The organism is Microbacterium sp. NPDC079356 (assembly GCF_049545465.1).
GTDB lineage: Bacteria > Actinomycetota > Actinomycetes > Actinomycetales > Microbacteriaceae > Microbacterium > Microbacterium gawkjiense.
Map to the genome: position 1 here is coordinate 495,860 of NZ_JBMWDN010000001.1, position 13,011 is coordinate 508,870.

At 70.7% G+C, this 13,011-nt stretch carries 16 protein-coding genes; 9 read left to right on the top strand and 7 right to left on the bottom strand.

Annotation, left to right across the window (positions count from 1 at the left end; all coding sequences use genetic code 11):
* Positions 1-2: 2 nt before the first annotated feature.
* Positions 3-1,703, bottom strand: a complete 1,701-nt coding sequence (locus ACPEH0_RS02465) for a long-chain-fatty-acid--CoA ligase (protein WP_366213094.1) — start codon at positions 1,701-1,703, stop codon at positions 3-5.
* A gap of 67 nt (positions 1,704-1,770) precedes the next feature.
* On the opposite strand from ACPEH0_RS02465, the gene gatC reads away from it, so the two are divergent.
* From gatC to ACPEH0_RS02495, 6 genes are all read left to right on the top strand, one after another.
* Positions 1,771-2,070 carry an Asp-tRNA(Asn)/Glu-tRNA(Gln) amidotransferase subunit GatC gene (gene gatC, locus ACPEH0_RS02470; protein ID WP_217531982.1) on the top strand — a complete coding sequence of 100 codons (300 nt, stop codon included), beginning with the start codon at positions 1,771-1,773 and terminating at the stop codon, positions 2,068-2,070.
* Positions 2,067-3,578, top strand: coding sequence for an Asp-tRNA(Asn)/Glu-tRNA(Gln) amidotransferase subunit GatA (gene gatA / locus ACPEH0_RS02475; RefSeq protein ID WP_217531980.1), 1,512 nt, complete (start codon positions 2,067-2,069; stop codon positions 3,576-3,578). Before gatC ends, gatA begins: the two co-directional genes overlap by 4 nt.
* On the top strand, positions 3,578-5,092 hold the full coding sequence (gatB, locus tag ACPEH0_RS02480; protein WP_217531978.1) for an Asp-tRNA(Asn)/Glu-tRNA(Gln) amidotransferase subunit GatB: 1,515 nt from the start codon (positions 3,578-3,580) through the stop codon (positions 5,090-5,092). The genes gatA and gatB overlap by 1 nt, the downstream gene beginning before the upstream one ends.
* Positions 5,093-5,157: 65 nt before the next feature.
* Positions 5,158-6,414: a DNA polymerase IV gene (gene dinB, locus ACPEH0_RS02485; protein ID WP_253034418.1), complete on the top strand. Its 1,257-nt coding sequence runs from the start codon at positions 5,158-5,160 to the stop codon at positions 6,412-6,414.
* A 57-nt stretch (positions 6,415-6,471) separates the two neighbouring features.
* Entirely contained in the window at positions 6,472-6,789 is a 318-nt protein-coding gene (locus ACPEH0_RS02490; RefSeq protein ID WP_064002474.1) for a hypothetical protein, read from the top strand.
* Positions 6,773-7,348, top strand: a complete 576-nt coding sequence (locus tag ACPEH0_RS02495; RefSeq protein WP_217531973.1) for a hypothetical protein — start codon at positions 6,773-6,775, stop codon at positions 7,346-7,348. Before ACPEH0_RS02490 ends, ACPEH0_RS02495 begins: the two co-directional genes overlap by 17 nt.
* A gap of 7 nt (positions 7,349-7,355) precedes the next feature.
* Here the strand turns inward: ACPEH0_RS02495 and ACPEH0_RS02500 are convergent, their stop codons facing one another.
* Genes ACPEH0_RS02500 through ACPEH0_RS02510 form a run of 3 tightly spaced genes read right to left on the bottom strand, consistent with a single transcriptional unit; the run spans position 7,356 to position 8,474 of the window.
* Entirely contained in the window at positions 7,356-7,844 is a 489-nt protein-coding gene (locus tag ACPEH0_RS02500; protein ID WP_359917831.1) for a DUF2017 family protein, read from the bottom strand.
* The gene (clpS, locus tag ACPEH0_RS02505) at positions 7,841-8,131 is read right to left on the bottom strand and encodes an ATP-dependent Clp protease adapter ClpS (protein WP_366213093.1); all 291 of its coding nucleotides are present in this window, start codon (positions 8,129-8,131) and stop codon (positions 7,841-7,843) included. Before clpS ends, ACPEH0_RS02500 begins: the two co-directional genes overlap by 4 nt.
* A gap of 1 nt (position 8,132) precedes the next feature.
* The gene (locus ACPEH0_RS02510; protein WP_064002475.1) at positions 8,133-8,474 is read right to left on the bottom strand and encodes a metallopeptidase family protein; all 342 of its coding nucleotides are present in this window, start codon (positions 8,472-8,474) and stop codon (positions 8,133-8,135) included.
* 213 nt (positions 8,475-8,687) lie between these two features.
* Between ACPEH0_RS02510 and ACPEH0_RS02515 the strand changes: the two genes are divergently transcribed.
* From ACPEH0_RS02515 to ACPEH0_RS02525, 3 genes are all read left to right on the top strand, one after another.
* Positions 8,688-8,972: a helix-turn-helix domain-containing protein gene (locus ACPEH0_RS02515; protein WP_177243847.1), complete on the top strand. Its 285-nt coding sequence runs from the start codon at positions 8,688-8,690 to the stop codon at positions 8,970-8,972.
* 74 nt (positions 8,973-9,046) lie between these two features.
* Positions 9,047-9,349 (top strand): hypothetical protein, encoded by a 303-nt coding sequence (locus ACPEH0_RS02520; protein ID WP_228545768.1) that lies wholly within the window; start codon positions 9,047-9,049, stop codon positions 9,347-9,349.
* Positions 9,350-9,503: 154 nt separating this feature from the next.
* Positions 9,504-10,934: a sensor histidine kinase gene (locus ACPEH0_RS02525; protein WP_366213092.1), complete on the top strand. Its 1,431-nt coding sequence runs from the start codon at positions 9,504-9,506 to the stop codon at positions 10,932-10,934.
* 40 nt (positions 10,935-10,974) lie between these two features.
* Here the strand turns inward: ACPEH0_RS02525 and ACPEH0_RS02530 are convergent, their stop codons facing one another.
* The 3 genes from ACPEH0_RS02530 to ACPEH0_RS02540 all read right to left on the bottom strand — a co-directional run bounded on the left by ACPEH0_RS02530 (position 10,975) and on the right by ACPEH0_RS02540 (position 12,926).
* The gene (locus ACPEH0_RS02530; protein WP_366213091.1) at positions 10,975-11,649 is read right to left on the bottom strand and encodes a response regulator transcription factor; all 675 of its coding nucleotides are present in this window, start codon (positions 11,647-11,649) and stop codon (positions 10,975-10,977) included.
* A gap of 40 nt (positions 11,650-11,689) precedes the next feature.
* On the bottom strand, positions 11,690-12,322 hold the full coding sequence (locus ACPEH0_RS02535) for a VTT domain-containing protein (protein WP_359917836.1): 633 nt from the start codon (positions 12,320-12,322) through the stop codon (positions 11,690-11,692).
* Positions 12,323-12,407: 85 nt separating this feature from the next.
* Entirely contained in the window at positions 12,408-12,926 is a 519-nt protein-coding gene (locus ACPEH0_RS02540) for a PepSY domain-containing protein (protein WP_016465076.1), read from the bottom strand.
* Positions 12,927-13,011 lie beyond the last annotated feature (85 nt).

The following is a 13,011-nucleotide window of genomic DNA, read 5'->3' on the forward strand; positions in this document are numbered from 1 at the left end:
GCTCAGGCGTCCTTCGCGAGGAGCGCGTCGCGCACCTGTCGGCGCAGGACCTTGCCGATGAGCGAGCGCGGCAGCTCGTCGACCGTCTCAATCCGCTTCGGCACCTTGTAGGGCGTCAGCCGGGTGCGGGCGAACGCGCGGACGTCCTCGACGTCGACTTCGCCCACCCCCGGGGCGGGGATCACGACGGCGACGACCTGCTCGCCGCTGTGCGCGTCGGGGAGACCGACGACGGCGGCATCCGCGACCTGCGGGTGCTGCCGGAGCGTGGCCTCCACCTCGGAGGGCGACACGTTGAACCCGCCCGTGACGATGAGTTCCTTCAGGCGGTCGACCACGCGGAAGAAGCCGTCGGCGTCGCGCTCGACGATATCGCCGGTGCGGAACCAGCCGTCGACGAGCACCTTCTCGGTCTCCTCCGGCTTACCGTAGTACCCCGAGAACACCTGCGGTCCCCGCACCACGAGTTCGCCCGGCTCGCCGTCGCCGAGGACACGCGACGGGTTGTCGGGGTCGACGACCCGCGCGTCCGTTCCTGGGATCGGGATGCCGATGGTGCCCGCCTTCCGGTTGTCGGCGGGCGGGTTGACCATGAGGACGGGGGAGCACTCGCTCAGGCCGTAACCCTCGATGAGGTAACCGCCGGTGGCCTCCTCGAACGGCTCGACGAGGGCAGGGGAGAGGGCCATCGCCCCCGAGACGCCGATCCGGATGCCGCGGATCGAAGCGCCGCGCTCGCGTGCCCGCGCGAGCAGCCGCTCGGCGATGGGCGGGACCAGCGGGAGGACGGTGGGCGGGTGCTTCTTGACCGCATCGATCACCATGTCGGGGTCGAACTTGGGGAAGAGCACGAGACGCGCTCCCATCGACATGGCGAAGGTGAGGCAGAGGGTGAGCCCGTAGGCGTGGAACATCGGCAGGACGGCGTAGAAGACGCATCCGTCCCCGCGCTGCACGGCCGGGATGAACGCTTGGCTCTGCCGGGCGTTGGCGAGCAGGTTGCGGTGCGTCAGCATCGCCCCCTTCGGTGTCCCCGTCGTCCCCGAGGTGTACTGCAGGACCGCGAGGTCCTCGGTCCGCGGACCGGGGTGGGATGCCGCCAGTGCCGGCGTCCGCACGAGGTCGTCCCACGACAGCGCACCGCGCGCCGGCGAGGTCAAAGCGGCACGCGATTCCCGCGCCTTCTTCACGGGCAGCCGCAGCGCGAGGCGCGTGTGCAGGGGCAGCGCCCGCGTGACGTCGACGGCGACGAGCGCCTCGACCCGGAGGTCCGCGGGGAACCCCTGCACGGTCGGCGCGACCTTGTCCCACACGATGGCGTGCCGCGCGCCGTGGTCCTGGAACTGCGTCCGCAGCTCCCGCGGGGTGTAGAGCGGGTTGTGCTCGACGACGACCGCGCCCAGTCGCAGGACGGCATAGAACGCGATGATGTGCTGCGGGCAGTTGGGGAGGACGATCGCGACCCGGTCGCCCTTGTTCACCCCGAGATCGCGCAGCCCCGCGGCGGCCCGGTTCACGGCGTCGTGCAGAGCCGCGTACGTCGTCTCGCGGCCGAAGAACTGGAGGGCGGGCGCGTCCGGGTAGTCGCGCGCGGACTCGTCGAGCAGGTCCATCAACGACCCGTCGATGAGGGGCAGGTCGAGGGGGACGCCCTCACCGTACGAGGAGAGCCACGGGCGATCGGCGGAGGGCGAATCGGTCACGCCCCCAGCCTAGGGCGCGGGTCGGCGCGGGCTCGGGAGGGCGACCGGCCCGAACTAGACTGTCGGGGTGTCAGAAATCACCCCCGATCTCGTGCGCCATCTCGGCGTGCTCGCCCGGATCCAGCTGAGCGACGAGGAGGTGGCGCGGCTCACCGGCCAGCTCGACGCGATCGTCGACAACATCGCCAAGGTGTCCGAAGTCGCCACCCCCGAGGTCGCCGCGACGAGCCACCCGATCCCGCTGCGCAACGTCTTCCGTCCCGATGTCCCCGGCGACATGCTGACCGTCGACGAGGTGCTCCAGAACGCACCGGATGCCGCCGACGGCCGGTTCCGCGTGACCGCGATCCTGGGGGAGGAGCAGTGAGCGACATCCTGAAGCTGACCGCCGCCGACCTCTCCGCGAAGCTGCGCTCCGGCGAGCTCTCGAGCGTCGAGGCCACCCAGGCCCACCTCGACCGCATCGCCGCCGTCGACGGCGACGTGCACGCCTTCCTCCACGTCTCCGACCACGCGGTCGAGGTCGCGGCGGACATCGACCGCCGTCGCGCCGCCGGCGAGGAGCTCGGCGAGCTGGCCGGCGTGCCCTTGGCGATCAAGGACGTCCTCGTGACGACCGACATGCCCTCCACGAGCGGCTCGAAGATCCTCGAGGGCTACATGTCGCCCTACGACGCGACCGTCGTCGCACGATCCCGGGCGGCGGGCCTCGTCCCGCTCGGCAAGACCAACATGGACGAGTTCGCGATGGGCTCGTCGACCGAGCACTCGGCGTACGGCCCGACCCGCAACCCGTGGGACCTCGATCGGATCCCCGGCGGCTCCGGCGGCGGTTCGGCCGCTGCGGTCGCCGCCTTCGAAGCACCGCTCGCGCTCGGTTCCGACACGGGCGGCTCGATCCGCCAGCCCGCGCACGTCACCGGCACCGTCGGTATGAAGCCCACATACGGCGGCGTGAGCCGCTACGGCGCGATCGCCCTCGCCTCGAGCCTCGACCAGGTCGGTCCCGTCTCGCGCACCGTCCTCGACTCGGCGCTCCTGCACGACGTCATCGGCGGGCACGACCCGCACGACGCGACGTCGCTGACCGACGCCTGGCCGTCGTTCGCCGCCGCCGCCCGCGAGGGCGCGACCGGCGAGGTCCTCAAGGGTCTGAAGGTCGGCGTCATCCGCGAGCTCGACGACTCCGGCTTCCAGTCCGGCGTCTCGGCATCTTTCCGAGCGTCCCTCGCCGCGATGGAGGCAGCCGGCGCCGAGATCGTCGAGGTCAGCGCACCGCACTTCGAGTACGGCGTCGCCGCGTATTACCTGATCCTCCCGGCGGAGGCGTCCAGCAACCTGGCGAAGTTCGACTCGGTCCGTTTCGGGATGCGGGTGAACGTGCCCGGCGGCACCGTCGAGGACGTCATGGCCGCCACGCGCGACGCCGGCTTCGGCGACGAGGTCAAGCGCCGCGTCATCCTCGGCACCTACGCGCTCTCGGCGGGCTACTACGACGCCTACTACGGCAGCGCGCAGAAGGTCCGCACCCTCATCCAGCGCGACTTCGACGAGGCGTTCGCGCAGGTCGACGTCATCGCGACGCCGTCCGCGCCGACGACCGCGTTCCGCCTGGGCGAGCAGCTCGACGACCCGCTGCAGATGTACCTCAACGACGTCACGACCATCCCGGTCAACCTCGCCGGCGTCCCCGGCATCTCGATCCCCTCGGGCCTCGCGGAAGAGGACGGGTTGCCCGTCGGCATCCAGTTCGTCGCTCCCGCCCGCGAGGACGCGCGACTGTACCGCGTGGGGGCGGCGCTCGAGGCGCTGCTCGTCGACAGCTGGGGCGGTCCGATCCTGGACCGCGCCCCGATCCTCGGAGGAGCCCGCTGATGGCCAAGGACGCGCTGATGGACTTCGACACCGCGCTCGAGCTGTTCGAGCCCGTCCTCGGATTCGAGGTCCACGTCGAGCTCAACACCGAGACCAAGATGTTCTCGCCCGCCGGCAACCCCGCGAACGAGGCGAACCACGATGCGGCACCCAACACGCTCGTCGCGCCCGTCGACATGGGGCTGCCGGGGTCGCTGCCGGTCGTGAACGAGACCGCCGTTCGCTACTCGATCAGCCTGGGCCTCGCCCTCGGCTGCTCGATCGCGCCGTCGTCGCGGTTCGCGCGGAAGAACTACTTCTACCCCGACCTCGGCAAGAACTACCAGATCTCCCAGTACGACGAGCCCATCGCCTTCGAGGGCAGCGTCGAGATCGAACTCGAGGGCGGCGACGTCGTCGTCGTGCCGATCGAGCGCGCGCACATGGAGGAGGATGCCGGCAAGCTCACCCACATGGGCGGCGCGACCGGTCGCATCCAGGGTGCCGAGTACTCGCTCGTCGACTACAACCGCGCCGGCGTGCCCCTCGTCGAGATCGTCACCAAGCCGATATTCGGCACGGAGCACCGCGCCCCCGAGGTCGCCAAGGCCTACGTCGCCGCGATCCGCGACATCGTGCGCTCGCTCGGCATCTCCGAGGCCCGCATGGAGCGCGGCAACCTCCGCTGCGACGCGAACGTCTCGCTGCGCCCGCGCGGACAGGAGAAGCTCGGCACCCGCACCGAGACGAAGAACGTCAACTCGATGCGCTCGGTCGAGCGCGCCGTGCGCTACGAGATCCAGCGGCAGGCCGCGATCCTCGCCGCCGGCGGCACCATCACGCAGGAGACGCGGCACTGGCATGAGGACACCGGGCGCACCTCGCCGGGTCGTCCCAAGTCGGATGCCGACGACTACCGCTACTTCCCCGAGCCCGACCTGCTCCCCGTCGAGCCGTCCGCAGAGCTGATCGAAGAGCTCCGCGCGGCGCTCCCCGAGGCTCCGGCGGTGTACCGGCGCCGGCTGAAGGCGGAGTGGGGGTTCACCGACCTCGAATTCCAGGACGTCGCGAACGGCGGGCTGCTCGCCGAGGTCGAGGCGACGATCGCCGCCGGCGCGTCACCGGCATCCGCCCGCAAGTGGTGGACGGGCGAGATCACCCGCATCGCGAACGCGCAGGGCACCGAGCCCGCCGCCCTCGTGTCGCCGGAGTCGGTGGCGCAGCTGCAGAAGCTGGTGGATGCCGGCACCCTCACCGACAAGCTGGCCCGTCAGGTCCTGGAAGGCGTCATCGCGGGGGAGGGCACGCCGCAGGAGGTCGTCGACGCCCGCGGTCTCGCCGTCGTCTCGGACGACGGGGCGCTCATCGCCGCGATCGACGAGGCCCTCGCCGCCCAGCCCGACGTGCTGGCGAAGATCCAGGACGGCAAGGTCCAGGCCGCCGGCGCCGTCATCGGTGCGGTCATGAAGGCGATGAAGGGCCAGGCGGATGCCGCCCGTGTCCGCGAGCTCATCCTGGAGCGCGCCGGCCAGTGACGCCGTGACGATGCCGTCGGCACCGGATCCGGACCGGTGTCGGCGGCATCGTCGACAATGGACGTATGGGACGCGGTGACGGGACGGGGCGGATCGTCTCGCCCGACGGCGCCGACGACACCGGCACCCGCATCCTCCATGTCGACATGGACGCGTTCTACGCGTCGGTCGAGGTCCTCTACGACCCGTCCCTGGCGGGCAAGCCGCTCATCGTCGGCGGCATGGAGGGGCGCGGCGTCGTCTCGAGCGCCTCGTACGAGGCCCGGCGCTTCGGCGTGCGCTCCGCCATGTCGGTCGGGCGCGCCCTGCAGCTGTGCCCGCAGGCGATCGTCGTCGTGCCGCGGTTCGAACGCTACTCGGAGCTGTCGAAGAAGGTCATGGCGATCTTCCGCGACGTCACCCCGCTCGTGGAGCCGCTCTCGATCGACGAGGCGTTCCTCGATGTGAGCGGCGCGCGCCGGCTGTGGGGGAGTCCCGGCGAGATCGCCCGCATGGTCCGGCGTCGCGTGCTCGACGAGACCGGACTGACGTGCAGCATCGGCGTCGCCGCCACGAAACACGTCGCCAAGATCGCCTCGACCGTCTCGAAACCCGACGGGCTCCTCATCGTCAGTGAGCCGGAGACCCAGGCGTTCCTCGCGGCGCGGCCCGTGGGCGCGCTGTGGGGCGTGGGACCGAAAGCAGCCGAGGCGCTCGAGGCCCGCGGCATCCGGATGGTGTCGGACATCCTGAACACGCCCCGGGGCGTCCTCGACCGGGCGCTGGGACCGGCGATGGGCGCCCGCGTGTCGCAGCTGGCCCGCGGGATCGATCCGCGGTCCGTGCAGACCGAGCACACCGAGAAGAGCGTCGGTCACGAAGAGACCTTCCTCGAGGACGTGTCCGACGTCGCGACGCTGCGGAGCGAGTTCCGGCGGTTGTCGGACCGGGTCGCGAGCCGCCTCCGCGCGGGCGGCTGGGAGGCCCGCACGATCGCGGTGAAGGTGCGGTTCTCCGACTTCACGACGCTGTCGCGGTCGGTGAGCGTCCCCGAGCCCACCAACGTCGGCCAACGGATCGGCGACGTCGCCCTCGACCTCTTCTCGAAGATCGATCTCGTGCAACCCGTGCGCCTCATCGGCGTGCGCGGCGAGAAGCTGACCGCCGACGGCGTGGGCGGCCTCGCACTGTGGGACGACGATGCCGAGTGGCGCCGCGTCGACGCCGCACTCGACGACGCGCGCTCGCGCTTCGGGCGCGGCGCCGTGACGAGGGCGAGCACACTCGGCCCCAGACGCGACGTCAATGCGCTGCCGACCAACCCGCGACCGGTGCAGGAGTGAGGACGCGTCACGCGCAAGCCCCTGTGCGTGGTGATGCGACCGGCTAGCGTGGTCGTCATGGCCAACCTCCCTCTCGAACTCGGCAAGCAATTCGCGTCCCTCGGTGTCACGAGCGTCTACGGCGAGCAGCAGGACGTCGACGGCATCCGGCTCATCCCCGTCGCCCTCACCTGGTCGGGCTTCGGCGCGGGGGAGGACCCCAACGGCGGCGGCGGCGGTGGCGGAGGTGCCGCGATCCCGGTCGGCGCCTACATCCGCAAGGGCGACGACCTGCGGTTCGAGCCGAACCTCGTCTCGCTCCTCGCGGTCGGGATCCCTTTCGTGTGGGTCGCCGGACGGGCGCTCAGCCGCGTCATCCGTGCCCTCACCCGCTGATCCCTCCCTCACCACTGCGGCAGCGGCGGGGATCGAGCGGGTCGCCGACGCGGTGAACGCGGCGTCCGGCGTCCCGGTCGTCGTCCTGATCGACGGACGCTCGGGTGCCGGCAAATCGACCTTCGCCGACACGCTGGCCGGGCGGTTCCCGGATGCGGCCGTCGTGCGGCTCGACGACGTCTACCCGGGGTGGGACGGACTGCGGGCGGCGACCGACATCGTGCACGAGCGGGTCCTGACGCCGCTCCGGCGCGGTGAGCCCGCCCGGTGGCCGCTCTGGGACTGGTCCCGCGACAGACCGTCGGGACGTCACGCGACGGTCGAGCCCGCCCCGGTGGTCATCGTCGAAGGAGCCGGCGTCCTCACCGCGGCATCCGCCGTTCTCGCGGACGTCACGGTCTGGCTGGAGGCACCGGATGCCGCGCGCAAGGCGCGCGCCCTCGCCCGCGACGGCGATGCCTATCGCCCGCACTGGGAGCGGTGGGCGGCGCAGGAGGATGCGCACCTGCGCGAGAACCGACCGGCGGAGCTCGCGCGGATCGTCGTCGTCCTGCCCTGATCCTCCGTCAGTCGTCGAGGGCGCGGACGAGCACGTCGAGTCGGTACCCGACCCACTCGTACACCCCGAAGCGGGGATCCCCGTCGCCGTCGTGGTCTTCGCCGGTGACGCCGAGCCGCTCCGCGAGCACGAGCCGCAGCGCGGCGAGGGTCCGCAGCCAGGCGCCGGCGACCTCCGGCGTCAGCTCGACGACCAGCGCGTCCTCGGCCTGGGTGCGGTCGAGCTCCGCAGGGGCCAGGTCGCGTCCGTCCCGGCGCAGCGACGCGCGCACCACCCCGGCATCCGTCAGCCGTCGCTCCAGGATGTCGTCCTGCGTGAGGCGGCGGAACTCCGCGGCCGCGTCGGCGTCGTCGCGGTAGGCATCGGGGACGAGCCGGCGGACGGCGGGATCGCGAGCGTCCCGCTCGGCCACGACCTCTTCGAACTGCGCGAGGAGGTCCGACAGGTGCGCCGCCTCGAGCAGCGTGAGCTCGAGGCTCACCCGCCGGCCGGTCACGATCCCGCCTCGCGCACGGTCGCCCAGAGTCCGTAGTCGTGCATCGCCTGCGCGTGGAGTTCCATCTGCTCCCGCGACCCTTCGGCCACGACGGCGTGCCCGTCGTGGTGGACCGCCAGCATCAACCTGTGCGCCTTCTCACGGGAGTACCCGAAGTACTCGCGGAAGACGTGGATGACGTAGCTCATGAGGTTCACCGGGTCGTTCCAGACGACCGTCTGCCAGGGACCCGAGGTGGATGCCTGCAGGTCGACCTGTTCGTCGAGGTCGGGACTCGCGATGCTCATGTCACGCCCATCCCAGTTCGTGCAGTCGTGTGTCGTCGATCCCGTAGAAGTGGGCGATCTCGTGCACGAGCGTCGTGTGCACCTCGTCGCGGAGTTGATCGAGGTCGTCGCACGCATCCAGGTGCGGCTCGCGGTAGACGATGATGCGGTCGGGGAGATCTCCCATTCCGTACCGGTCGCGCTCGGTCAGGGCGAGGCCGTCGTACAGTCCGAGCAGATCGAGGGATCCGTCCTCGGGGCGGTCCTCGACGACGAAGACGACGTTGTCGAGACCGGCGACCATCTCATCGGGCAGGGCGTCGAGTTCGGACGCCACGAGGTCCTCGAAGGCCTCGGCATCCATCTCGATCACGATCGCGCCTCATGAGGGGAAAGCATGGGGTGCCTGGGTAGCACGTTCGGCAACTCCTCCCCGAAGACGAAGACCCTAGTCAACCGCATGAATCGTGGTGTGTACGAGGTCTCGCGGCGTCCCCTGAGTAGCGCTCCGAGGGACGATCGGGGGCCAGTCGTAAGGACTGTCGAGACGGCTCAAACTTTTCTGACCGCTGCTGAGGTGGACGCTCTCGTGGGCGACTACCTGGCCGGGATGGGCGTCAAGCACCTCGCGGAGCGGTACGGAATCCATCGTGCCACGGTGTTCTCCCACCTCCGTCGTCGCAACGTACCGAGCCGTCGGCCCGGGCTCGGCATTGATGAGAAAGCGGAGGCCGTGCGCCTTGCGCGAGCGGGAGTCTCGATGCGGGCGATCGGTCGCCGGATGGGTGTCCACCGCACGGCCGTGCGAGCGGCGCTGGTCGAGGCTGGGCTCATCATGGACGACGCCAGCGACGGTTCATAACGCACCTCCGCGCCGCTGATCCCCCAGGGCTGTCGGCGCACGTCGTCGGTGACGAACGCCGAGAGGAACCGACGATGCCGAGCTTGAGTGAACTGGCGACCGACGAACGAACGGCGCGAATGGCGCGGTCTATGCTCGTCGAACCCAACGATCCGGTGATGGGCCGCATCCTGGCTCGCCTCGGAGCTGTTGAGCCGCTCGCCGAACGCGATGGAGCGGTGGTGCGCCTCGCCGTGGATGCGCAGGTCTGGCGCGCCCGTTTCAGCGCACCGGAGGCGAAGGACGTGGCTATGAGCATCGCCCAGGTTCAGCAGTCTGACGTCCGAGCGCCGTCTCGATCGTCGACGCCGATTCGGGACCGGATGAGCTGGACCTAGCCGCAACCGACTACGAGGTGCCCGCGTCCATTGGCTGAGCGGCACGGCGGACCGCTGCCGATCCGGGCCGACCTGGCCACCTGAGAGCGCTCTCAGGCGCGAGCACACCGCTGAATCGGCTGGGATATCGTTCGGCCATGGCAAGGGCGGAGCGATGAATCACGGCACCAGCACGAGCTCGTCTCGCGCGCCGGAGCCGCTGCGCGGCGTCATCGGGGTTCGAGCCCGAGCAGCGCTGGCCGCCACCATCATCGTCGCCGTCGCGCTCGCGCTGGGTTCGGCGGCGCTCGTACTGCTGCTGCGGCGCTCGTTGAGCGCGAGTGTCGAGGCGTCGGTGCAGGACCGCGTCGAGGAGGTCTTCGTCGAGCTCGAGGCGATCCCGGCTGGAACGAGCGCCGACGCGCTGGCGCGGTCGCTAGGGTCGACCGCGCAGAGCGCGTCGCGCCAGGGCACGGTCGTGCAGATCCTCACCGCCGACGGCGACGTGGCGAGCCAGTCGGCCGACCTGGAAGGTGAGCCTGCGCTCGGCCAGCCCCTCGACCCCGCCGACGGGATCGTCTGGGACGATGCGACGCTGCCGGTGGAGGAGGAAGAGGCGTACCGAGTCGCGCGCGCCGCCATCGGGACGCCGACCGGGACGTACACCGTCCTCGTCGCGCAGTCGCTCGAGTCGGTGGACGAGAGCACGGCCGCAGTGCTGCCGCTGCTGGCGATCGGCTACCCCATCCTTGTGCTCGTCGTCGCTGTCTCGACGTACTGGCTCGTTGGTCGCTCGCTGCAGCCGGTGGAGGCCATCCGTGCGAAGGTGGCCGCGATCGGCGGACGGCAGTTGACCGAGCGCGTGCCCGTCCCCGCGGCGCAGGACGAGATCGGCCGGCTGGCCGTGACGATGAATGGGATGCTGGGGCGGCTGGAGGCGGCTCAGCTCTCGCAGCGGCGGTTCGTCGCCGACGCCAGCCACGAGCTGCGCAGCCCGATCGCCACGATCAAGGCGATGGGGGAGACGGTCGTCGCCCATCCCGACGGGGCGCTCTCTGGGACCGCCGCGGAGGCTTTCGTCGAGGAGGCGACACGGATGGAGCGGCTCGTGAACGGGCTGCTGCTGCTCGCCCGAGCTGACGAGCGGGGGCTCGCCCGAGAGCAGCATGACGTCGACCTCGACGATCTGCTCGCGGCCGAGCGCGACCGCATCCGCTCCACCACCGCCTTGACGGTCGAGGCGAGGATCGAGGCGGTGCGCGTCTCTGGGTCGTCGCCTCAGCTGGCCCAGGCCGTCCGGAACCTCGTCGACAATGCCGTGCGGCACGCGCGCGAGGTGGTGGCGCTGAGTGTGCGAGCCGAGGACGGCATTGCCGTCATCGAAGTGCGCGACGACGGGCCGGGCATCCCCGCCGCTGACCGGGAGCGCGTGTTCGACCGCTTCGTGCGGCTGGACGAGAGCAGGGCCCGCGACGAGGGCGGCACCGGACTCGGCTTCGCGATCGTCAAGGAGATCGTGCTCGCTCACGGCGGCAAGGTCGAGGTCGTCGACAGCGGCACCGGAGCTGCGCTGCGCGTCACGCTGCCGCGGCAGTGCGAGGCGTGACGCCGGGCGTGACGACGCGGACGGACCCGGACTCGAGAGGTCAGTCCCGAGCTATGAGTCGATAGCCGACACCGCGCACCGTCCTGATCGATGTGCGTCCGAACGGCTGGTCAATCTTCTTCCTCAGGTAGCCGATGTAGACCTCCACCACGTTGTGGTCGCCCTCGTAGGCCGCGTCCCAGACCGCCTCCACGATCTGCGTCTTCGTGGCGACCTCGCCGGGGTGCCGCATCAAGAACTCGAGCAGCCCGAACTCCCGCGGCGTGAGCGCGATCTCCGTCCCGCCGCGCTCGACGCGGTGGCGCACCGGATCCAGCGAAAGGTCGCCCACGCTGAGCGCGACCGGCCGCTCCGGCGCGCCGCGGCGCACGAGCGCTCGCAGCCTCGCGACGAGCACGATGAACGAGCACGGCTTGATCAGGCAGTCGTCGGCACCCAGGTCGAAGGCATCCGCCTGGTCGTATTCTCTGTCCTTCGCCGTCAGCATCAGCACGGGCGTCCAGATGCCGGCTGCGCGCATGCCCTCGCACACCTTGTAGCCGTTGAGGCCCGGCAGCATGATGTCCAGCACCACGACGTCGTACTGCTGCTCCTTGGCCTTCCACAGTCCGTCGATGCCGTTGTCGGCCCAGTCGACGCTGAACGCCTCGGCGATCAGCCCGTGTCGGACCGCCTCGGCCAGCCGTCGTTCGTCCTCCACAAGCAGCACCCGCATGCGTTCCATTGTGACTGCCGCGCTCCACTCCCGTGGTCGTTCAGTCCGCGTCGCGCAGGCGTGCCGCTCGGCGAGCGCGCACCACCTCGATCACCAGCGGGACGACAGAGATCGCGACGACCGCAAGGGCGATGGCGTCGACGTTGTGCGCGACCCGCGCCACGCCGCCGAGCCACCGCCCGGCGAGCACGGCGATCGCGACCCACGCGACCGCCCCGAGCACGTTCCAGAGGACGAAGGTGCGGTACGGCAGGCGGGACATTCCCACGACCGGTGGAACGAAGGTGCGCGCGATCGGCACGAAGCGAGCCAGCACGAGCGCTCTCGCGCCGTGCTTGAGGAAGAACGCGTCCGCCTGCTCGAGATATGAGGACTTGAGGATCCTCGCGTCAGGCGAGAACAGCCGCCGACCGTAGCGCCGACCCAGCAGGTAGCCGATCTGATCGCCGGCAATGGCTGCGGCCGCCGCGACGACCAGCACGAGCGGGATGGGAAGGCCGAGCTGCGGGCTCAGCAGTCCGGCGGCGAACAGCAGGCTGTCGCCCGGCAGGAAGGGGAACAGCAGTCCCGTCTCGACGAAGATGATGGCGGCGAGGGCGAGCAGCACCCACGGCCCTGCTCCGGTGAGGAGCGAGACCGGGTCGAGCAGGCCTGCGAGGAAGACGTCGGGCACGTGTGATTCTCCTGATTCATCGGACTGACGCTGAGCGTGCGACAGCGCCGACGGAGCGCGTTGCTCCGCCGGCGGTGGTCGGGGGTCAGGTGTTGGGGTCTTCGGCGCCGTTCTCGCCCGTCTCGTCCTGCTGCTCGGTGCCGTTCTCGGTGGCCTCGTCGGTGCACTCGGGCTCGTCAGCCTCCTGCGCGAGCACGCTCGCGTCGCCGGCGTCGACCTTGACCTCGATCACGGAGCCGTCGGCCGCGGTCACCTGGACCTCGTAGACGACGTAGCCGTTCTCGTCCTCGAGCGTCGCGTCGCCGGCGGTGCCGGGCACCGCTGCGAGCGCTGCTGCCGTCGCCTCCTCGGGCGTGACCGTGGCGAGGCTCTGCAGGCTCGCGGCCTCGTCGGCCTCGGACAGCTCCGTGTCGGTGCCGTCGGGGGAGGTCGCGTCCTGCGGCGCCTGCACGGTGCCCGTGTACGACGGTTCCTGCTCGTCGGTCGCCGAGGACGACGGCTGCGTGCTGTCGGGGTTCGCCGCCATGGCGAGGCCGGCTCCACCGAAGGCGAGCGTCGTGGCGATGATGCCGGTCACGGCTGCCTTCTTCTTGAGGTTCTTCATGGTGTGCTCCTGTTCGGTTTCCGAACCCTTGCCGGTCCGGGCCGACCCGGTGATCGAGTCGATGTGATGAGACTCCCGGTCCGGC

What these genes read in the sequence shown, in the direction of transcription:
- gatB (WP_217531978.1), top strand. Translation starts at nt 3,578, where the DNA reads ATGGCCAAGGACGCGCTGATGGACTTCGACACCGCGCTCGAGCTGTTC.
- dinB (WP_253034418.1), top strand. Translation starts at nt 5,158, where the DNA reads ATGGGACGCGGTGACGGGACGGGGCGGATCGTCTCGCCCGACGGCGCC.
- ACPEH0_RS02490 (WP_064002474.1), top strand. Translation starts at nt 6,472, where the DNA reads ATGGCCAACCTCCCTCTCGAACTCGGCAAGCAATTCGCGTCCCTCGGT.
- clpS (WP_366213093.1), bottom strand. Translation starts at nt 8,131, where the DNA reads ATGAGCATCGCGAGTCCCGACCTCGACGAACAGGTCGACCTGCAGGCA.
- ACPEH0_RS02510 (WP_064002475.1), bottom strand. Translation starts at nt 8,474, where the DNA reads ATGGATGCCGAGGCCTTCGAGGACCTCGTGGCGTCCGAACTCGACGCC.
- ACPEH0_RS02520 (WP_228545768.1), top strand. Translation starts at nt 9,047, where the DNA reads ATGCCGAGCTTGAGTGAACTGGCGACCGACGAACGAACGGCGCGAATG.
- ACPEH0_RS02525 (WP_366213092.1), top strand. Translation starts at nt 9,504, where the DNA reads ATGAATCACGGCACCAGCACGAGCTCGTCTCGCGCGCCGGAGCCGCTG.
- ACPEH0_RS02530 (WP_366213091.1), bottom strand. Translation starts at nt 11,649, where the DNA reads ATGCGGGTGCTGCTTGTGGAGGACGAACGACGGCTGGCCGAGGCGGTC.
- ACPEH0_RS02540 (WP_016465076.1), bottom strand. Translation starts at nt 12,926, where the DNA reads ATGAAGAACCTCAAGAAGAAGGCAGCCGTGACCGGCATCATCGCCACG.